The organism is Citrobacter sp. RHB21-C05, assembly GCF_013889015.1.
Taxonomy (GTDB): Bacteria; Pseudomonadota; Gammaproteobacteria; order Enterobacterales; family Enterobacteriaceae; genus Citrobacter_A; species Citrobacter_A sedlakii.
Map to the genome: position 1 here is coordinate 1,743,888 of NZ_CP057611.1, position 20,053 is coordinate 1,763,940.

22 protein-coding genes and 1 riboswitch are annotated in these 20,053 nt (G+C 56.8%); of the genes, 15 read left to right on the top strand and 7 right to left on the bottom strand.

From position 1 onward, the window contains the following. Window positions 1-9: 9 nt before the first annotated feature. Genes HVX72_RS08285 through pduA form a run of 7 tightly spaced genes read right to left on the bottom strand, consistent with a single transcriptional unit; the run spans window position 10 to window position 6,188 of the window. Window positions 10-360, bottom strand: a complete 351-nt coding sequence (locus HVX72_RS08285) for a glycerol dehydratase reactivase beta/small subunit family protein (RefSeq protein WP_181822976.1) — start codon at window positions 358-360, stop codon at window positions 10-12. After that, complete coding sequence (locus HVX72_RS08290) at window positions 350-2,182, bottom strand: diol dehydratase reactivase subunit alpha (RefSeq protein WP_181822977.1); 1,833 nt, start codon at window positions 2,180-2,182, stop codon at window positions 350-352. Before HVX72_RS08290 ends, HVX72_RS08285 begins: the two co-directional genes overlap by 11 nt. A 15-nt stretch (window positions 2,183-2,197) precedes the next feature. Then, complete coding sequence (pduE, locus tag HVX72_RS08295) at window positions 2,198-2,719, bottom strand: propanediol dehydratase small subunit PduE (protein WP_181822978.1); 522 nt, start codon at window positions 2,717-2,719, stop codon at window positions 2,198-2,200. Window positions 2,720-2,732: 13 nt separating this feature from the next. After that, window positions 2,733-3,401, bottom strand: coding sequence for a propanediol dehydratase medium subunit PduD (pduD, locus tag HVX72_RS08300; RefSeq protein WP_042284166.1), 669 nt, complete (start codon window positions 3,399-3,401; stop codon window positions 2,733-2,735). Between the two features lie 10 nt (window positions 3,402-3,411). After that, window positions 3,412-5,076, bottom strand: a complete 1,665-nt coding sequence (gene pduC, locus HVX72_RS08305) for a propanediol dehydratase large subunit PduC (RefSeq protein WP_181822979.1) — start codon at window positions 5,074-5,076, stop codon at window positions 3,412-3,414. Window positions 5,077-5,094: 18 nt separating this feature from the next. Next, window positions 5,095-5,907, bottom strand: coding sequence for a propanediol utilization microcompartment protein PduB (gene pduB / locus HVX72_RS08310; RefSeq protein WP_042284162.1), 813 nt, complete (start codon window positions 5,905-5,907; stop codon window positions 5,095-5,097). Beyond that, on the bottom strand, window positions 5,904-6,188 hold the full coding sequence (gene pduA, locus HVX72_RS08315; RefSeq protein ID WP_042284159.1) for a propanediol utilization microcompartment protein PduA: 285 nt from the start codon (window positions 6,186-6,188) through the stop codon (window positions 5,904-5,906). The genes pduB and pduA overlap by 4 nt, the downstream gene beginning before the upstream one ends. Before the next feature lie 523 nt (window positions 6,189-6,711). On the opposite strand from pduA, the gene pduF reads away from it, so the two are divergent. The 15 genes from pduF (at window position 6,712) to cbiM (ending at window position 20,053) form a co-directional block, all read left to right on the top strand. Further along, complete coding sequence (gene pduF, locus HVX72_RS08320) at window positions 6,712-7,527, top strand: propanediol diffusion facilitator PduF (protein WP_060570649.1); 816 nt, start codon at window positions 6,712-6,714, stop codon at window positions 7,525-7,527. A gap of 198 nt (window positions 7,528-7,725) precedes the next feature. Next, window positions 7,726-8,643 (top strand): regulatory protein PocR, encoded by a 918-nt coding sequence (gene pocR, locus HVX72_RS08325; protein ID WP_042284155.1) that lies wholly within the window; start codon window positions 7,726-7,728, stop codon window positions 8,641-8,643. Window positions 8,644-8,957: 314 nt separating this feature from the next. Beyond that, a riboswitch (cobalamin riboswitch) is annotated at window positions 8,958-9,133 on the top strand. 88 nt (window positions 9,134-9,221) lie between these two features. Then, entirely contained in the window at window positions 9,222-10,601 is a 1,380-nt protein-coding gene (locus HVX72_RS08330) for a cobyrinate a,c-diamide synthase (RefSeq protein WP_181822980.1), read from the top strand. Beyond that, window positions 10,598-11,557: an adenosylcobinamide-phosphate synthase CbiB gene (gene cbiB, locus HVX72_RS08335; protein WP_181822981.1), complete on the top strand. Its 960-nt coding sequence runs from the start codon at window positions 10,598-10,600 to the stop codon at window positions 11,555-11,557. The genes HVX72_RS08330 and cbiB overlap by 4 nt, the downstream gene beginning before the upstream one ends. 10 nt (window positions 11,558-11,567) lie before the next feature. After that, entirely contained in the window at window positions 11,568-12,200 is a 633-nt protein-coding gene (locus HVX72_RS08340) for a cobalt-precorrin-8 methylmutase (RefSeq protein ID WP_042284148.1), read from the top strand. Further along, the gene (gene cbiD, locus HVX72_RS08345) at window positions 12,197-13,336 is read left to right on the top strand and encodes a cobalt-precorrin-5B (C(1))-methyltransferase CbiD (RefSeq protein WP_181822982.1); all 1,140 of its coding nucleotides are present in this window, start codon (window positions 12,197-12,199) and stop codon (window positions 13,334-13,336) included. Before HVX72_RS08340 ends, cbiD begins: the two co-directional genes overlap by 4 nt. After that, the gene (locus tag HVX72_RS08350; RefSeq protein ID WP_060570645.1) at window positions 13,330-13,935 is read left to right on the top strand and encodes a cobalt-precorrin-7 (C(5))-methyltransferase; all 606 of its coding nucleotides are present in this window, start codon (window positions 13,330-13,332) and stop codon (window positions 13,933-13,935) included. The genes cbiD and HVX72_RS08350 overlap by 7 nt, the downstream gene beginning before the upstream one ends. Next, complete coding sequence (locus tag HVX72_RS08355; RefSeq protein ID WP_181822983.1) at window positions 13,925-14,494, top strand: decarboxylating cobalt-precorrin-6B (C(15))-methyltransferase; 570 nt, start codon at window positions 13,925-13,927, stop codon at window positions 14,492-14,494. Before HVX72_RS08350 ends, HVX72_RS08355 begins: the two co-directional genes overlap by 11 nt. Beyond that, complete coding sequence (locus tag HVX72_RS08360) at window positions 14,487-15,260, top strand: cobalt-precorrin-4 methyltransferase (protein ID WP_060570644.1); 774 nt, start codon at window positions 14,487-14,489, stop codon at window positions 15,258-15,260. Before HVX72_RS08355 ends, HVX72_RS08360 begins: the two co-directional genes overlap by 8 nt. After that, the gene (gene cbiG / locus HVX72_RS08365; RefSeq protein WP_181822984.1) at window positions 15,241-16,296 is read left to right on the top strand and encodes a cobalt-precorrin 5A hydrolase; all 1,056 of its coding nucleotides are present in this window, start codon (window positions 15,241-15,243) and stop codon (window positions 16,294-16,296) included. The genes HVX72_RS08360 and cbiG overlap by 20 nt, the downstream gene beginning before the upstream one ends. Then, on the top strand, window positions 16,296-17,021 hold the full coding sequence (locus tag HVX72_RS08370; protein ID WP_042284130.1) for a precorrin-3B C(17)-methyltransferase: 726 nt from the start codon (window positions 16,296-16,298) through the stop codon (window positions 17,019-17,021). Before cbiG ends, HVX72_RS08370 begins: the two co-directional genes overlap by 1 nt. Next, entirely contained in the window at window positions 17,018-17,818 is an 801-nt protein-coding gene (locus tag HVX72_RS08375; RefSeq protein ID WP_060570642.1) for a cobalt-precorrin-6A reductase, read from the top strand. Before HVX72_RS08370 ends, HVX72_RS08375 begins: the two co-directional genes overlap by 4 nt. Next, window positions 17,815-18,609, top strand: a complete 795-nt coding sequence (locus tag HVX72_RS08380) for a sirohydrochlorin cobaltochelatase (protein ID WP_181822985.1) — start codon at window positions 17,815-17,817, stop codon at window positions 18,607-18,609. Before HVX72_RS08375 ends, HVX72_RS08380 begins: the two co-directional genes overlap by 4 nt. Then, window positions 18,606-19,319: a cobalt-factor II C(20)-methyltransferase gene (locus HVX72_RS08385; protein WP_181822986.1), complete on the top strand. Its 714-nt coding sequence runs from the start codon at window positions 18,606-18,608 to the stop codon at window positions 19,317-19,319. Before HVX72_RS08380 ends, HVX72_RS08385 begins: the two co-directional genes overlap by 4 nt. Beyond that, window positions 19,316-20,053 carry a cobalt ECF transporter S component CbiM gene (gene cbiM, locus HVX72_RS08390; RefSeq protein ID WP_181822987.1) on the top strand — a complete coding sequence of 246 codons (738 nt, stop codon included), beginning with the start codon at window positions 19,316-19,318 and terminating at the stop codon, window positions 20,051-20,053. Before HVX72_RS08385 ends, cbiM begins: the two co-directional genes overlap by 4 nt.

Consider the following 20,053-nt stretch of genomic DNA (forward strand, 5'->3'; position numbering starts at 1 on the left):
TCCTGTGGATTAAGCATTGAGATCCCGGAAGGGGATCCCTTTGACTAACCTTGCCGCGTTGTTTCCAGTACTTCGCCGGTCAAGGCTGTTTTGGCGATACGTCAGCGTAAACAGCGGCGCTGAAGTGGGTAAATTCTTGTAATGCACCACCAGTTTTTCCCGGTCGCAGGCGATGCCGACGAGCAGTGGCGACAGGCATGCCGCCTGCCAGGCGCTGTGGACGACGTCTCCGACACTCTGGGGCTGAATGACAAACGGAATGCCTTCTTCTTCAATACCGAGCAGCACCTCTTGCCAGACGGTAAGACAGTCGCCGATGGGGGCGATCACAATGGCTGGCGTGCTGATGTTACTGTCCACGGGCGAACTCCTTATGCCAGGAAAGGATCAGGCCCGTGGCGACGGCATTTCGCGGACCTTCAGTTCCGCGAATGTTGCCGCGCCCGGCGACTAACCGGTAATGCGCCAGCGCATCAGTTACCAGTTGCGGTACCTCGAAGTCCAGAGACGATCCGCCCACCAGCACCACAAATGGAATATCGCGAATGTTGCCGGTAGGGCTGACCTGACGCAGCGCACGAAGGGCGTTGGTGACAAAAACACGCTCTTTAGCGCTGCGGCGAATCGCACGCACTTTTTCCAGGGCCAGTTCACCCGGCAGCGGCACCAGTTCGTCGGGTTTGACAACGCAAACGCGGGCAAACACGGCTGGAGGGAGCGGGGAAGGGAAGAACTGGACGCTGCCATCTTCGTGACGCAGATGGAACAGGCTTTCCACTTTCGCCAGCGGATATTTTTTGATCTCTTCCGCCAGGTAACGGTCTTCGAGTCCAAGCTCTCTGGCAATGATCATCGTCACCATATCGCCTGCGCCGGCGAGGTGGGTGGCGATAATTTCCCCTTTCGGATTAATGATCGAAGCGTCGGTAGATCCCGCGCCTAAATCGAGAATGGCCAGCGGACGAGTGGTGCCTGGCGTGGTTAACGCGCCAAGAATGGCGGCTTCGGCTTCTGCGCCGCCAACCTGAACGTCAACGTTTAGCTTTCCTTTGATCTCCCGGGCGATCATCGCCATTTGCAGACGGTCGGATTTCACCATAGAGGCAATGCCAACGGCCTGTTCCAGCGAAAACTCGCCGGCCAGTCCGCCCGTGACGCTAACCGGCACGGAGGTGTCGACGGCGAGCAAATCCTGAATGAAAATTTCGTTGCTGGGTTTGTTGGTCAGTTCCGCCATGGTCTGGCGAACGTGTTCAAGCATACCGCCAATATTGGTGCCAGCTTCACCGGTGACGTTATCCAGTTTCGGGCAGTCGCCAACCGCTTTCATAATGGCGTCAGCCCCTGCGGCGACGTCAACGCGCACTGTACGGCCTTGCGAATGCAGCTCAATATTCCCGGCGGGAATGGCGCGTGCCTTCACGTCTCCCGAGGGGGTTTTAACGACGACGGCGGAGCGGTTGCCAATCAGGGCGCGCGCCATCGGTACAATGTTTTTAGTTTCGTCCGCGTTCAGGTTGAAGACGGTGGCAATGCCGTACGGGTTAGACAGGGTTTCGATGACTTTGCCCGGTACGGCGACTTCGATAGCCGCCAGCATGCCGAGTGGAATTCGGTCGATGTACAGCACTTCGTCAACGATAGGCAGCGGTTTTTCCAGTCGGTTACTGACCAGTACGCCATCATCCTGCTGTAAAATGACGCCGGTTAACTGATAGCCCGCGCGAACAGCGGCGTTGATCATGGTGGCGACATCGGCGAAGTCGAATGCCGACGATACCACCAGAATGTAAGGTGCATCTGCCGCGCGTGTCAGAAGCTCTTCCGGCGTGATAGTCATACCCACCCCCAGACCAACGCCGCCTGGCGTCTTGGGGTTATGACCGATCATAGTGGACTCGGTGATGATGGTTTCCGTAATGGTTTCCATCGCCACATCGCCAATCACCGGCGTGGCTTCGTTTATGCGAATGAGCGAAATATCGCTGACAGTGATGCCGGCGTTTTTGGCCGCAAGCGTAAGCGCCTCCTGAATGCCAAACACATTACGTAATGTGCCTTTTATTCCGGTGGTTTCCGCCAGCGCACTGCCGGTAATGGTCAGCGTGCCAGTATCATCGAGGGTCGCCAGAGCGACTTCTGTTGATGAGTTGCCGATATCAATGCCAGCTATATATCGCATCGCGTTTCCTTAACGTTAATCGTCGCCTTTCAGTTTTTTACGCTCGACGTACAGCGTCGCGGCCTCGCGCACAAAGGCGGCGCAGATCTTCGCCTGATAGCGGTTTTCGAGATCGTCCGCGATGGCCATCAGCTCATCTTTCGTTGAGCGGTAAGGACGCAGTGCGTTGTAAATCTCAAGAATGCGATCGTCAGGTACGGCGGTCAGTTCGGCAGCGCGTTCAAAGTTCATCGCCAGGCGGTCGCGTCCGGCATCCCGGGCGATAGCGGCCTGAATACGCAGCGTTTCCGGTGTGATACGCATATCCTGGGCGGTGACTTTATTGCTGAGGACGTTTTCCAGGGTGAAATCATCCAGCGTTTTATTGGTGGCCGTTTTCACCCATTCCGGATGTTTGTTCGCCAGCGGGTAATCGGTCACTTTAACGGTCTGAGTTGAATGGCTTACCGCCGCCGCCGGGGCAGGCGCGTCGCCCTGCAGGCTGTTCATGCGGCTCAACACGTCCCGAACCATCGATTCAATTGCATCGGTATTCATAAAGGGATCCTTATTAAAGCGCCACGCGCAGTTCCTGCGGGTTTTTGCCTGTTACGACGTACTTCGTCTCTTTAATATGCAGAATGGCCGACTTCGCCTGATACTTCGGACGCGCCATCTGGTCGTTCAGCGTCGGCACCGGTTGCGGCGATTCACGCTTGGCATAGCGCGCGGCGTTTTTACCGATCTGCCGGTAGGTCGCCAGCGTCAACAGCGGCGCCTGCGGGAACAGCTCCAGGTTAGAAAGCGGCGGCAACCCCTGCTGGTGGATCACGGTGGTGCCTTTCGACTGAATGCCGATAGAGATACCGGAGCCGCTCAGTCTGTTGCCTTCGACCGCGACAAACGCCACGTCGGAGGATTTAAAGCAGCGAATCACGCGCGCTTTGATGCCTTCTTCTTCAATGCCGGCAATCACTTCGCGCAGGATGCTCTTATGCGGCAAGCCAACAATGTTGACTGTCTGAGAGAGACCGAACGCCGGACCGACCGCAATGACCACTTCGTCCTGTTGCGTGCCCTGTTTCGCCTCGCCGATTTCGGTCAGAAAGCTGTCTCCTGTTGGAGCGGCAGAAGCGGCAGCGCTACCCGGCGCGCGAAAGGAGACCGGCTTATCGCTGGTCTGCATTTCAGACAGCACGTCTTCGATAATCTGGCGCAGCAGTTTTTCATTGATTTCCATTGTTCACCCCTTAGCCAAGCTCGTTGGGATCAAGTGCGCCAGGGATGTTTTTAATCTCTTCCCAGCGTTCGCCCTGCAGGCGATAACCTGTTGCCGGACCGGCATAATCGTTGACGTCATTGACCGCAGAGAGCACTTGTCCGTCGCCGACGATGATGGCGGAGGTGTGCAGATAGTCCCCGGTTAACTTCGCTTTCTGGATGTTAAGCATGTCCTGCGCCACGTCGGTAAAGCCGCCCTGAGCCAGCGCTTTCACGACTTCCAGACCATTTCGGTTCTTATTGATGATCTCCTGAGCGAACTTAATGTCTTCAACGATGTTACGTTCCGGCATATCCTTCGAGCCGTGCGCGTAGGTGGCGGCTTCCACTTCTTCATCGGTGATCGGCGGCAGGCCCATCCCGGCGAATACTGCCTGCAGCGCGCGCGCCGCTTTGTTACGAATGGCGATAACGTCTTCTTCGCGGACCGGACGCAGACCGCCGTCGACCTTCAGGTCACGTTGAATAACGTTGTAGTCATCGAAGTCCTCTGCGTCTTCGTTGGAGCCGGCAAACATGTTGTCGTAGTTCGGCACCGCGGAATAACCGGACGAGATAAAGTCCGTTCCCGGCAGAAACTGCATCAGCAGGCGGGCGGTCCGGCGCATATCGGAGTGGGTAAAGGTCTGGTCATTACTGGAGGCGCATTCCAGATCCAGTGACGAACAGATCAGGTTTTCAGCCAGTACCGCACGGATCCCGGAAGGAACGGCGGACGGAACGCCGATGCAGCTCACCGAACCGTTTTGCAGTCCCTGAACGCCAGCCGCTTTGGTGATGTAAATGCAGCGCGCTTCGAGATAAAGCATGGATTTCCCTTCCGCGTAGCCCATCTGCACTTCTGAGCCGGAACCGGAGGTGAAGCGCATTTTCAGTCCGCGAGAGGCATAAGAGGAAGCGAGAAACCCTTTCGACCACGGCGTATCGTCACCGTCGGTAAATACCGGTTCGGTACCATAAACAGAGATGGTTTCGGCGTAGCAGGTGTGGCCCAGCATACCGAGCTTTAACTCTGTGGCTTCTTCCAGTGAACACTGGGTGAGAACCCCAGGACGCCCCACCTGCGAACCTACGAGCAGAGCGATAGCGTTGAACGGCGCATAGCGCGCGACGGCAACGGTGGTTTCCTGTTCGTCAAAACCGCGCCATGCCCCTTCGGCGGCGTCAGCGGCGATCTGTACCGGGTTATCTTTAACGTTGGTGACGTGGGCCTGCTGAGACGGCGTGCGACGGGCGCGCATTTTCTGCATTGCCATCATCATCTCAACCACGTTCATGTGGGAGACCACTTCGACAATTTTCGCTGGGGTCATTGCGGTGGTGAGCGGCACAATATCGCTGCGCTTCACGTTTGGATCGCACAGCATATTGGCGAGCTTGACGGAGTCCATCGCCATCACCTCTTCCGCGCGCGCCAGGTTAATGCCGTAGCGGGCAATGAAGTGGTCGATCAGGTCAAACTCGCTGACGGATTTGCCATCCAGTTCGGTTACTGCGCCGTTAACGATTTTAATCGAGGGTTTCGGATCGTTCGGGCTTTCCATCGCAATGAAGCCTTCTTCGATCCACTCCTTAACGAACCCGTCCTGGTTAACAGGGCGTTTCGCCAGTGCTTCAAATCTTTTCGATCTCATGAATGAGCCTCACGGATATCAGATATAGGACGGGCGATCGTTTTTCGGTTCGCTACCGAGTGTCGCCAGCACGGTTTTGCCGATTTCACGCGCGGAGATAACCGCCTGACGCACCGCGCCGGAGTCGCCGGAAATCACCAGAATCGCTTCGTTACTGAAGCTGGTGCCATGCGCTGGCGAGCTGTACGCGACAACGTCGACATTGGCGGATTTCAGGGCGGTATCCGCCATCAGTACGCCGACCGATGCCGGCGCGCCGACAATCACGCCGCAGGCGCGGCCAACAGGAGCGCCGAAGGCTTTTTCCAGCGCATAGCTGGCGCGGGCGGTATACTGAAGCTCGATGTGCCCGGCCTCGTTGCCATAGACATCGCCAAAAGTGCGGTCGAGTTCTTTTAATGCGACTTCGATCCCCCGCTTGACGTCAGAAACGTCATTCCCGCCCAAAATGATCAGCGAACCGTGACCGGCGCCGCCTTTGGTGTCGCGCGGCAGTTCAATGCTGACCACTTCGGTGTTGGTGGCTTTTACCGCTTCGTCTGCCGCCATAATGTGCGGACCCGCGCCGGTACGCGCCCCCAGAATGCCGATGGAGCGATAGCGCTTTTCAAGCTTCATTGCTTCAAGTAGAGCGCTGTCGACGTTAGCGATAACCAGACCGACGGTGTCGCCAATCGCGGTGCCTACAAATTCCGTTAAACTGCAGCTTTTCTCTGCCATAGCCGTCTCTCGTTTTGGATGGGGTGTATCAGGGGTACCCGTTTGCGCAGGCGTCGCCACACGGGCGATTACCTGTGCCATGATCTGTTCAACCAGTTCATTGCTGCTCATGGGTTAATTCCCTTCGGTAAGATTTTTTCAACATCGGTATGCGGGCGCGGAATCACGTGTACGGCTTTCACTTCTCCCACGTTGCCTGCCGCGGCAGCACCGGCATCGGTCGCCGCTTTTACGGCGCCGACGTCACCGCGAACGATGACGGTTACCAGGCCTGAGCCAATTTTTTCGTAGCCGACCAGCATGACATTGGCCGATTTCACCATGGCGTCTGCGGCCTCTATGGCGGCAGTCAAGCCTTTGGTTTCTACCATTCCTAATGCTTCTTGTTGCATAAAGACCTCGCGTGGGTTGTCCCGATATTCATGACTATAAAAAGAAGCGAAGAAAAAGAATGGCTGACTTGACAGTATGCGTGGAAAAATAGTTGGCGCTGAATGTGATTAATTTGGTGTGAATTGTTTTATGTGACTGTTTTTAAAGGGTGTTGATATTTTTATGAATAGTAAAAATTGGTTTTTGTGATTCCATTTTTACATTTTCAGGCGTGACATAAATAATTTATTTTGTTATGGGCGGGAAAGGGAAGTGTGACCTTTATAGAAAAAAGGAAACCTGCAAATAACGAATTTTTATTATCTTTAAGTTTGCGGTTTAAATGCCTGACTGCGTGGTTAATGCCTGTTTGTGAATAATGCAATGGCAAAAATTTGTTATCTCAACACGATTTTTCAGAGCCCCGGCAGGTTCAGTTTGCCAACAATTTTCAGCCAGCCGTTTTTATAGTAAGTGTCGTTGTACTCTACGGCCAGCAAGGGTCCGCTGGTCAGACACGAACGCTTCTAAGAAGGTGTCACAATGAATGATTCACTGAAAGCGCAATGTATTGCCGAGTTTTTGGGCACCGGGCTGTTTCTGTTTTTTGGCATCGGCTGTCTTAGCGCTCTGAAAGTCGCTGGCGCCAGCCTCGGTCTCTGGGAAATTTGCATCATTTGGGGTCTGGGTATTTCCCTGGCGGTGTACCTGACAGCGGGGATCTCCGGGGCGCATCTCAACCCGGCGATTACCGTCGCGCTCTGGCTTTTTGCCTGTTTTCCGGGGCGCAAAGTGTTGCCTTACACCGTTGCCCAAGTGGCAGGGGCGTTTGGCGGCGCAGTATTGGCCTATCTGCTGTATGGCAGTTTGTTCACCGAGTATGAAACCGCCCACAACATGGTGCGCGGTAGCGTCGACAGTCTGTACCTGGCCAGTATTTTCAGTACTTATCCGGCGGCTGCGCTGAACGTGTGGCAGGCGGCTGGCGTCGAAGTGGTTATCACCTCGATTCTGATGGGACTGATTATGGCGTTGACGGACGACGGCAACGGTGTGCCAAAAGGGCCGTTGGCGCCGCTGCTTATTGGGATCCTGGTTGCCGTTATCGGCGCGTCCACCGGGCCGCTGACTGGCTTTGCGATGAATCCAGCCCGTGATTTTGGCCCTAAGCTGTTCACCTGGATGGCTGGCTGGGGGGATATTGCGATGACCGGCGGGCGGGATATTCCTTACTTTATTGTGCCGATTATTGCGCCGGTGATTGGCGCATGCGGCGGCGCAGCCATTTATCGCTTTTTCATTGGCAAAAATTTGCCCTGCAATGCCTGTAAAATTGAGGAAACGAACGCCTCTTCCTGAGCAACAAGGTTATTATCACGAAATCAATAACGATTTCGTGATCTGCTTTCCCGAACTGACTAAAAAGTCTCCCCAGCCCGGGAGACTTTTGTTATTGTCATTTGGCTTTCAGTCATTAACTAAGGACAGCCGATGACAAAAAGTAAATGTAAAAAATATGTTTTAATTATAACAATGGATTAACTGAGGGATTTTATCATGATTTCTGCGAGTACCCTGAACTCAGAACTCATTAATAAAATCGCACAGGATTTTGCGCAAGCCACAAGCCTGGCCGTTGTGGTTGTCAATATTCACGGTGATGAGATTTCTGAGCTATTTAATTTCACGCCTTTTTGTCAGCTGATGCGTCAACATCCTCAGCACAGCACCCGCTGCCGGATGAGCGATCGCTGCGGAGGGCTGGAAGCCTCGAAATCGGATCAGCCCTGTATCTACCGTTGCCATGCCGGGTTAACCGATTTTTCTATCCCCCTGGTTATCGCCGGGCATCTGGTTGGGTTCGTATTGTGTGGTCAGGTGCGTCTGCGTAACGATGAGGGGGTTGATTTGGTCGATATTCTCAACGTTGACGACCGCTGGCAGGCCGACCCGGAACTGCTCAATGAATTTCGCAACGTCCCGGAAATGGACTACTCGCGAGTGATGGCATCTGCGGATTTGTTGAAGCTAATTGTCGAAAACTGTCTGAAAAAACAGCTGAATTTTGTGGTAATCAAAGACAGCGAACAGAGCGCGGAACCGTCGCGTCCGGCGCGTGCGCCCAGCCCGCATGACAGCAAAATGAAAAAAGCGCTGCGCTATATTGATGCCCATTTGTCCGACGATTTACGCCTTGAAGATGTGGCTTCACACGTCTACCTCAGCCCGTACTATTTCAGCAAGTTGTTCAAAAAATATCAGGGGATCGGCTTTAACGCATGGGTGAATCAACAGCGTATGGCCAGCGCGCGGGAACTGCTTTGCCACAGTGACTGGAGCATTGCCAGTATTGCCCGCAATTTAGGTTTTTCTCAAACCAGTTATTTCTGCAAAGTATTTCGTCAGACTTATCAGGTGACGCCGCAGGCATATCGGCAGCAGGCCGCAGAAAATTTACCGGTAGAATCAGCGTAAATAGCAATATTTTGCTATTGCCGATTTTTGATATTTCCCGTGAACGAGGCATTATTCGTGGTTTATTTTATTTGGCGCAGCAATAAATTGTCATAGCGCAATAAAATATCAAAATTTGCAGCGTAAACTTCGCCAGTTTTTATTTTTGTGATGAGATACAGTTTCATTGTGAAGGGTTTTCATTATTCTTCTGCGTGTCTTTTCAGAAAGAAGCGTGTTAATCCGGCATTGTTTTGCCGTTGAGGGTTGCAATACCCGCGCGAAAAAGAATGCGTTAAAAAAGAGTTTAAGATGATGAGCAGATGCCAGTCTGTTCATCATTGAAGCCGACAGGTTAGACACATTTGTGTCAGGGAAGGGGGTGAAAATCCCCCGCAGCCCCCGCTGCTGTGATGCTGACGACCCCGTAAAGACCACTGATCGCAAGATTGGGAAGGACGGGAGAGGATGACGCTAAGCCAGAAGACCTGCCTGTCGGATACATTCAACAACTTCGGTGGGAAGTGGGTTGCTTTAAAACAGACAGTCGAAAGACTGGATGTCAGTACATCCCTACCACCCTGAACAGGATCAGGGTCATGGCGGCACAGCAGTATGCGTTTGTTCTGGCAGGTACCGGGAGTGGCTGTGGAAAAACCACAGTTACGTTGGGTCTGCTTAGCGCGCTAAAACAACGAGGGCTTCGCGTCCAGCCCTGTAAAGTCGGCCCTGACTACCTGGATACTGCCTGGCATACGGCGGTCTGCGGTACACCTTCCCGTAATCTCGACAGCTTTATGCTTCCCGAACCCGTCCTCAATGCGCTGTTTTGCGAGCAGATGCAGGGGGCGGATATCGCCGTTATCGAAGGAGTGATGGGACTCTACGACGGATACGGCACCGATCCCGGCTATTGCAGTACCGCGGCGATGGCGAAACAGCTGGGGTGTCCGGTGATCCTGCTGGTGGATGGCAAGGCCGTTTCGACCTCCATTGCCGCGACGGTAATGGGATTTCAGCAATTCGACCCGACGCTTAACCTCGCGGGCGTGATGGTGAATCGCGTCAACAGCGAAGCGCATTTTCACTTGCTTAAAACGGCGATTGAGCGCTATTGCGCAGTGCCCGTGCTGGGTTATGTGCCGCACGTTGAGGGCGTTACGCTGCCGGAGCGCCATCTTGGACTGGTGACTGCCCGCGAGTCGGTGGTGACACAGCAACCCTGGCTGGATTTTGCCGCTACGCTGGAGCAGACGCTCAATATCGACCACCTTTTAGCGCTAAGCGAAATAGCAACCTTACCACAGGGCGCATGGCCGGAATTGCCCGCACAGGACGCCGGAAAGGGACTCACGCTGGCGATGGCCGACGACGAAGCGTTTAATTTTTACTATCCCGATAACGTGACGTTGCTGGAGCGTACCGGCGTGAAGATCGTCCGCTTCAGCCCGCTGCATGACCGGGTTTTACCCGACTGTCAGATGGTCTGGCTGGGTGGCGGTTATCCTGAACTGCATGCCAGCGCGCTGGCGGCTAACGGCACGATGCTGGGGAGTCTGCGCGAAGCGCACCAGCGTGGCGTCGCCATTTATGCCGAGTGCGGCGGGTTAATGTACCTCGGTACGCAACTGGAGGACGCCGGTGGATTCGTGCATTACATGGCGGATATCCTTCCCGGTTACAGCAAAATGGGGGAACGGTTGACCCGCTTTGGCTACTGCGAAGCGCAGGCGCTGCAGCCAACCCTGCTGGCGGCGGAAGGTGAAATCCTGCGCGGCCATGAATTTCACTACTCCGATTTTTTCCCGCAAATTTCCGCCGTGATGGCCTGTCGCAAGGTGCGCGACGGTAAAACGCTGCAGCAGTGGTCCGGCGGCTGGCAGGCAGGTAATACTTTCGCCAGTTATCTGCATGTCCATTTTGCCCAACGTCCGCTCATGCTGACCCGCTGGCTGCAGGCGGCGAGGGAGGCGTTATGACACTGCTTGCGTGGTGTGTCGCCTGGCTCCTCGACGTTATGATTGGCGACCCGCAGCACTGGCCGCACCCGGTGCGCTGGATAGGCAACCTGATTACCGTCGTACAGCGGACGGTTCGTCGTCATTGCCACATCGAGCGTGCGCTGCGCATCGGTGGCGGCGTGATGTGGCTGGTGGTGGTGGGGGTGACGTGGGCAGTGGCCTGGGGCGCGTTGACCGCCGCCCGGCTGATCCATCCGTGGCTGGGCGGGTTGGTGGAGGTGTGGATGATTTTCACCGTGCTGGCCGGTCGCTGTCTGGCCAATGCCGCCAGAGACGTGGAGCGCCCGCTGCGCGCGGGGGATCTCGCCGCCAGCCGGGAAAAATTGTCGTGGATTGTCGGTCGTGACACCTCGCAGCTGGCTCCACAACAAATAAACCGGGCGGTGGTGGAAACCGTCGCAGAAAATACCGTCGACGGCATTATTGCGCCGCTGTTCTTTCTTATGCTGGGCGGCGCGCCGCTGGCGATGGCCTATAAAGCGGTCAACACCCTGGACTCGATGGTGGGCTACAAGCACGAAAAGTACCGGGCGATCGGCATGGTCAGCGCCCGTCTTGATGACCTCGCAAACTTCTTTCCCGCCCGGTTGAGCTGGCTGCTGCTGAGCGCCGCGGCATTTTTGTGCCGCAACGACGGCGCGCGCGCCCTGCGTATTGGTTGGCGCGATCGCTATAACCACAGCAGCCCCAACTGCGCGTGGGCGGAAGCGCCCGTGGCCGGCGCGCTGGGCATTCGCCTCGGCGGTCCAAATGACTATTTTGGCGAGCGCGTTGAAAAGCCGTGGATTGGCGACGCGCAGCGCGAGATTACCGTAAATGACATTCCCCAAACGATTCGACTGATGTGGGTTGCGTCCACGCTGGCTCTGGCGCTGTTTATGTTGACGCGCTGGCTGGTGGTTGGCATGGCCTGAGGATTAAACAATGCATTACATCCAACAACCGATGGCGATAGAGGCCAAAAGCTTCGACATCATTGGCGAGATCATCCATGAAACGCGCCCGGAATACCGCTTCGCCAGCCCACTGCATGAGGCCATTATCAAGCGTGTCATCCACACCACCGCCGATTTTGACTGGCTCGATATTCTCTGGTTTTCCGATGATGCACTCTCCCGACTTTGTGCGGCGCTGCGTCGTCCGTCAGTGATCTACACCGATACCACGATGGCGCTGTCGGGGATCAACAAAACGCTACTGGCGAAATTCGGCGGTGAGTGCCGTTGCTACATCAGCGATCCGCGGGTGGTGGCGCAGGCGAAAGCACAGGGGATCACTCGCTCAATGGCGGCCGTGGATATTGCCGTGACGGAAGAGAGCGAGAAAGTGTTTGTTTTCGGCAATGCCCCCACCGCGTTATTTCGTCTGCTTGAACATGATGCGGCGGTGAACGGGGTGGTCGGCGTACCGGTTGGATTCGTCGGAGCGGCGGAATCAAAAGAGGCGCTGACGCGCAGCCCATTACCCGCGATTGCCGCCCTCGGTCGTAAAGGCGGCAGCAACGTCGCAGCGGCAATTATCAACGCCATCCTTTATCACCTTGAGGGGGCGCGATGAGCGATCAGACGTTTGATGCTCCCGTCTGGCACAACGGTAAAGCGCTGCGAAAAGGTTATACCACCGGTTCGTGCGCCACGGCGGCGGCAAAAGTCGCGGCGCTGATGGTGCTGCGCCAGCATTTGATCCATCAGATTTCCATCGTTACGCCGTCCGGCGTCACGCTGTGCCTCAATGTGGAATCACCGCACATTGAAGGCCAGCAGGCGATTGCCGCGATCCGCAAAGACGGCGGGGATGATGTCGACGCTACACACGGCATGTTGATTTTCGCCCGCGTGACGCTGAACGACAGCGGTGAAATAACGCTGCTGGGCGGGGAGGGGGTTGGCACCGTTACGCGTAAAGGTATTGGTCTGCCGATTGGCAGCGCCGCTATTAACCGCACGCCACGCCATACCATTGAATCGGCGGTGCGAGAGGCGATAGGCCCGGCGCGCGGCGCGGAAATTGAAATATTCGCGCCGGAAGGCGAAGTGCGGGCGCAAAAAACCTACAACTCGCGGTTGGGGATCGTTGGCGGCATTTCCATTATCGGCACCACCGGCATCGTGACGCCAATGTCGGAGGAAAGCTGGAAGCGATCACTGTCGCTGGAGCTGGAGATTAAGCGCGCCGAGGGGCTTGAACGGGTGGTGCTGGTGCCGGGCAATCATGGCGAGCGCTTCGTGCGCGAGCAAATGGGGATTGACAGCAAAGTGGTGGTCACCATGAGTAACTTCGTCGGTTACATGATTGAAGAAGCGGTGCGGCTCGGTTTCCGCCACATCGTTCTGGTCGGTCATCCGGGGAAGCTAATCAAAATCGCCGCCGGGATCTTCCATACCCATAGCCATATTGCCGATGCGCGAATGGAAACGCTGGTGGCGCACCTGGCGCTGCTCGGCGCACCGCTGGCGCTGTTGAGAGAGGTCAGCGACTGCGACACTACCGAGGCGGCGATGGAACATATCGACGCGTATGGCTATCAGCGCATTTATGACCATCTTGCGGAACGCATCTGCCTGCGCGTGAAGCAGATGCTGCGCTTTACCAAAACCCCGCCGACCTGCGACGCCATTATGTTCTCGTTCGATAACCAGGTACTGGGAAGCAACCGTCCTCTCGGGGCGATAGCTCAGGAGTTGCAATGTTAACGGTGGCAGGAATGGGGCCTGCGGGCTTGCATCTGATGACGCCTGCCGCGCGGGACGCGGTGGCGAATGCCGACGTGCTGGTGGGGGGTAAACGTCATTTGCAGCAGTTTCCGGCGTTTCAGGGGGCAAGGTTTACGCTCGGCGCCAATATTCCGGCGCTGCTGGCATGGATTGAGACGCAGCAGGATAAAAATGTGGTGGTCCTCGCCTCTGGCGATCCGTTGTTTTATGGCATCGGTACGCGGCTGGTCGCGCACTTTGGCATTGAGCGGGTACGCATTATTCCCGGGATCAGCGCCGTGCAGTATCTCTGCGCCCGGTCAGGTATCGACATGAACGACATGTGGTTAACCAGCAGCCACGGGCGCAGCGTCTGTTTCGATACGCTGGCGGCGCATCGCAAAGTGGCGATGGTCACCGACGCGCAGTGCGGGCCGCGGGATATCGCCGCGCAGCTGGTGGCGCGCGGCAAAGGCGATAGCTGGATGGTGATTGGCGAGAACCTGGCGATGGACAATGAACGGATCCACTGGCTGCGCGCCAGTGAGGTTCAGGCCGACTACGAGATGAATGCGGTGGTGATCTTAGATGAAAGATGAGCTTTTTCTGCGCGGCGGAAACGTGCCGATGACCAAAGAGGCGGTACGGGCGATTGCGCTGGCAAAACTGGAGCTACACCGGGCCAGTCACCTGATTGATATTGGCGCGGGAACGGGCAGCGTCTCTATAGAGGCGGCGTTACGCTATCCCTCTTTGCACGTGACGGCCATCGAACGTAACCCGGCGGCGCTACGGCTGCTGGACGAGAATCGTCAACATTTTGCCTGTCCGAATATCGATATCCTGCCGGGGGAAGCCCCCATGATGTTGACCGAAAAAGCCGACGCGGTGTTTATGGGCGGCAGCGGCGGCCATTTGACCGGGCTTATTGACTGGTCGCTGCGTCAGTTGCACCCGCGCGGACGTCTGGTAATGACCTTCATCTTGCAGGAAAACCTCAACGCCGCGCTGGCGCATTTGCAGCAGTTGGACATACACGACGTTGACTGCCTGCAACTGCAAGTGTCGTCCCTGACCGCGCTCGGCAGAGGCCATTTTTTCAAACCGAACAACCCTGTGTTTGTCATCGCCTGTCAGAAGGAAGAACGCTATGTCTGAGACATTTGATCCCCGCTGTGTGTGGTTCGTTGGTGCCGGTCCGGGCGACCGCGAGCTGATTACTCTCAAGGGCTACCGCTTACTGCAACAGGCGCAGGTGGTGATTTATGCCGGTTCGCTGATCAACACCGAACTGCTTGAGTATTGTCCTGAGGGAGCCGAGTGCCATGACAGCGCGGCGTTGCACCTTGAGCAGATCCTCGATCTCATGGAAGCGGGCGTGAAGGCCGGGAAAACGGTGGTACGTCTGCAAACCGGGGACGTTTCGTTATATGGCTCGGTGCGTGAGCAGGGTGAGGAACTGACCAAACGCGATATTCCCTGGCAAGTGGTGCCGGGCGTCAGCGCGTTTCTTGGCGCGGCGGCGGAACTGGGCGTTGAGTACACCGTGCCGGAGGTGTCCCAGAGTCTGATCATCACCCGGCTTGAAGGACGTACGCCAGTGCCGGAGCGGGAGCAGCTTGAGTCCTTCGCCAGCCACCGTACCTCAATGGCGATTTATCTTTCGGTACAGCGCATTCATCGGGTGGCGGAACGGCTGATTGACGGCGGCTACCCGGCGACCACCCCTGTGGCGGTGATTTACAAAGCCACCTGGCCGGAAAGTCAGACCGTGCGCGGCACCTTAGCGGACATCGCAGACCGCGTGCGTGACGCCGGGATCCGCAAAACGGCGCTGATTCTGGTCGGGGATTTCCTGGGTGAGGAGTACCACTACTCAAAACTGTATGCGGCGGACTTTAGCCATGAATACCGTAAAGCCTGAATCCATTGCCCTGTTTTGCCTGACGCCCGGCGGGGTGCAACTGGCGAAACGGCTGGCGGCGATGCTGCCGCTGACCTGTTTTACCAGCGAGAAGCTGCTTGAGGACGGTTTTTTGCCGTTTGACGGCGGTTTCGCCCAGGCGGCGTGTGACGCGTTTAGTCATTATTCAGCGCTGATTTTTATTGGCGCGACCGGCATTGCGGTCCGCGTACTGGCGCCGCTTGTGAACGACAAGTTCAGCGATCCGGCGGTGGTGGTTATTGACGAACGCGGCCAGCACGTTATCAGCCTTCTTTCCGGCCATGCGGGCGGAGCAAATGCGCTGACCCGCTATCTGGCGGGGATGCTGGGCGCGGATCCGGTGATTACCACGGCGACCGACGTTAATGACATGGCGGCGCTGGATACCCTCGCTTTTCAACTTAACGCGCGCATGAATGATTTCCGCGCGGCGGTCAAAGTGGTCAACCAGATGCTGGTGAGCAATCAGCGGGTCGGTTTGTGGTGGGATACCGAACTGGACGAAGACGTGCGCCACTGCGACCGCCGCGGATTTATCACCGTGACCGATCTCAGGCAGTTACCCGAGCTGGATGCGATGGTGTGTATCACCTTGCGTGACGAACTGCCTGATATTCCAGTGCGTCACTGGAAGCTGGTGCCGCAGCGTGTGGTGGCCGGAATCGGCTGTCGTCGGGATACGCCGTTTCCGCTGCTGGCGGCGCTGCTGGCGCGTCAGCTCGCCGCGCAGCGTTTTGACCCGCTCGCCCTGAAAGCCATTGGCAGCGTGTCGCTAAAAAAAGATGAAGAAGGGTTGATTCAGCTCGCGTCATGCTGGCGCGTGCCGTTTGAAACCTTTAGCGCTGACGTGTTGCGTGAACATGAGCACCGCTTTCCGGCATCGTCGTTTGTTCGCCAGACGGTCGGCGTCGGAAGTGTGTCGGGGCCGGCAGCCTGGCTGCTGAGTCATGGGCAGTTGTTAGGCGAAACCCTGCGGGAACAGGGCGTCACTATTACTTTAGGAGTTTCACACTGATGTTAAGCGTAATTGGAATCGGCCCTGGCTCACAAGCCATGATGACCATGGAGGCGGTGGAGGCGTTGCAGGCGGCGGAGATCGTCGTGGGCTACAAAACCTACACCCATCTGGTGAAAGCTTTTACCGGCGACAAGCAGGTCATCAAAACCGGAATGTGCAAGGAGATTGAACGCTGCCAGGCGGCGATTGAGCTGGCGCAGGCCGGACATAATGTGGCGCTGATCAGTAGCGGCGACGCGGGCATTTATGGCATGGCGGGACTGGTGCTGGAACTGGTCAGCAAGCAGCAACTGGACGTAGAGGTGCGTCTGATCCCAGGGATGACCGCCAGCATTGCCGCTGCTTCGCTGCTTGGCGCGCCGCTGATGCATGATTTCTGCCACATCAGTCTGAGCGACTTGCTTACGCCGTGGGAGGTGATTGAAAAGCGCATCGTCGCCGCCGGGGAAGCTGACTTTGTTATTTGCTTCTATAACCCACGCAGCCGGGGCCGTGAGGGGCATCTGGCGCGGGCGTTTGAACTGCTTTCCGCCAGCAAAAGCGCGCAAACGCCGGTCGGGGTCGTGAAGTCAGCGGGCCGCAAAAAACAGGAGAAATGGTTGACCACGCTCGGTGAAATGGATTTTACGCCGGTGGACATGACCAGCCTGGTGATTGTGGGCAACAAAGCCACCTATGTGCGGGAGGGGCTGATGATCACGCCAAGGGGCTACGCACTGTGAGTGGCGGCGAGGTGCTGGTGGTAGGGGGAACCAGTGACGCCCGGGCGATCTGCCAGCAACTGGATGCCGCCAACGTGGCGTACACCCTGTCAGTGGCGACACCGACCGGGAAACAGTTGGCGGGGGATATCAAAGGTCAGGTGCGCTGCGGACGGCTGGAGCAGGAACAGATGGTCAACTGGCTGAAGGAAAACGGCACGCGCTGGGTGATAGACGCTTCTCATCCGTATGCCGAAATAGTGAGCCGCAACATCATGCGCGCCTGCGAGCAGGCTGGCGTCTTGCTGAGTCGGTATCAGCGTCCCGAACAGCTCCGTGACTTAACGCATCCGCTGCTTTACACCGTAAACAGTATCGCCGACGCCTGTGAAGTGGCAGGACGGTTGGGCGAGCGCGTTTTGCTGACGACCGGCAGTAAAGATTTGGCGAACTGGCGTGCGGGGTTACCGGAGAAAACCCTGCTTGCCCGGGTACTGCCGGTGCCTGAAGTGATAGCGCAATGCGCAGAACTTGGCTTTGGCGTCGGGGAAATATTCGCGCTTTGTGGCCCATTCAGCGCAGAGTTTAACGCCGCATTTTACCGCCAGTGTCAGGCTGACGTCGTGATAACCAAAGCCTCAGGCGCTGAGGGGGGGTATCAGGAAAAAGTTCAACCCTGTCTGGATGCAGGGATCCCTTGCATCGTCATTACCCGCCCGGCGCCGCTGGTGACGGGAGAAGAATTACTGGAAAGTCAGGCCGCATTTGCTCAGCGTCTGTCACGCTGGCTGGCCGCTGCTAAAGGAGTCATACAATGAAAAAAGCGCTTCTGGTGGTCAGCTTTGGCACCAGCTATCACGATACCTGCGAGAAAAACATTGTCTCCTGCGAACGCGATCTTGCCGCAAGTTGTCCCGATCGGGATCTGTTTCGCGCGTTTACCTCGGGATTGATTATTCGCAAATTGCGCCAGCGGGACGGCATCGACATCGACACGCCGTTGCAGGCGCTGCAAAAGCTTGCCGAACAGGGCTATCAGGACGTGGCGATTCAGTCGCTGCACATTATTAACGGCGACGAATACGAGAAAATTGTTCGCGAAGTGCAGACGATGCGGCCACTGTTTTCCCGTCTGACGCTGGGGGTGCCGCTGCTGAGCAGTCATGACGACTACACGCAGTTGATGTGCGCCTTGCAGCAGCAGATGCCCACGCTGGGCGAGGGTGAAAAGGTGGTATTTATGGGCCACGGCGCCAGTCATCATGCCTTTGCCGCCTATGCCTGCCTTGACCATATGATGACCGCGCAGGGCTTTCCGGCCCGCGTCGGCGCGGTAGAAAGCTATCCGGAAGTGGGGGTGCTGATCGACAGTCTGCGTAAAGAAGGCATCCGTGCCGTTCATCTCATGCCGCTGATGCTGGTGGCGGGGGACCATGCGATTAACGACATGGCTTCTGACGAAGAGGATTCATGGAAAACCCTGTTCAATGCGGCCGGTATCCCGGCGACACCGTGGCTGAGTGGACTTGGCGAAAATCCGGCGGTACGTGCGATGTTTGTCGCGCATCTGCACCAGGCGCTGAACATGGCGATGGAGGCGGCAGCATGAGCGGAAAACTTTACGCGCTGAGCACCGGGCCGGGCGCCGCGGATCTGATTACCGTTCGCGCCGCCCGTATTCTGGGGTCGCTGGATATCCTCTATGCTCCGGCGGGGCGGAAGGGCGGTGACAGCCTGGCGCTTTCCATTGTTCGCGAATATGTCGGCGCGAAAACTGAAATCCGCTGTTGTCACTTTCCCATGAGCGCGGACAGCGCGGAAAAAGAGGCGGTCTGGGACGACGTCGCCGCTGAGCTGGTTCAGGCGGTGACCGCCGGAAAACAGGTGGGTTTCATTACCCTTGGCGACGCTATGCTGTTCAGCACCTGGGTCTTTTTGCTCCAGCGCATCGGCTGCCCGGACTGGCTCGACATTGTTCCCGGCGTCACGTCATTCGCCGCCATCGCCGCGCGGTCGAAAACCCCGCTGGCGATGGAGCAGCAGTCGCTGGCGGTAGTTTCGTGCACGGCGCCGGAAGCGGACATTCTCCGCGCCTTACATCAGCATGACAGCCTGGTACTGATGAAGGTATATGGTCGCTTCGCACGCATTAAGGCGCTACTGAAGCAGGCCGGGTTGCTGGAGTGCGCGCTGATGATGTCGGAAGCCACCCTGCCTGGCGAACAGTGTTGGCGATATCTCAATGAGGTTAACGACGACCAGCCGTTGCCTTATTTCTCGACCATTCTGGTCAACAAACAGTGGGAGAATGCACAATGAAACGTGAACAACAGCTGAAAAAGCTGTCATTCAGTGGTCTGGCTGCGGCGCTATTGCTGATGCTCGTGCCCGAGCAAGCGTTCGCGATGCACATTATGGAAGGCTTTTTACCGCCGATGTGGGCGCTCGCCTGGTGGCTGCTGTTTTTACCATGTCTGTGGTACGGGCTGGTGCGCCTGCGTCAGATTGTGATGGAAGACAGCCATCAGAAGGTTCTGTTGGCGCTGTGCGGCGCGTTTATTTTTGTGCTGTCCGCACTGAAGATCCCCTCTGTGACAGGCAGTTGTTCTCATCCTACCGGCGTCGGGCTGGCGGTGATCCTCTTTGGTCCGGGGGTGGTAGCCGTGCTTGGCGCCATTGTGCTGCTGTTCCAGGCGCTGCTGCTGGCGCACGGCGGCCTGACGACGCTCGGCGCAAACGGCATGTCGATGGCGGTGATTGGCCCGGTTGTTGGCTATCTGGTGTGGAAAATGGCCTGTCGCGCCGGGCTGCGTCGTGATGTCTGCGTCTTTCTTTGCGCCATGCTGGCGGATCTGGTGACGTATTTTGTCACGTCGGTCCAGCTTGGCGTGGCTTTCCCGGATCAGCAGGTGGGGGCCACCGGATCGGTCATTAAATTCATGGGGATCTTCTGCCTGACGCAAATCCCGATTGCTATCGCTGAAGGGCTGTTGACCGTCATGATTTATGACCAGTTGACGAAACGGCAACTCATAACCGCACAAGGACATTAA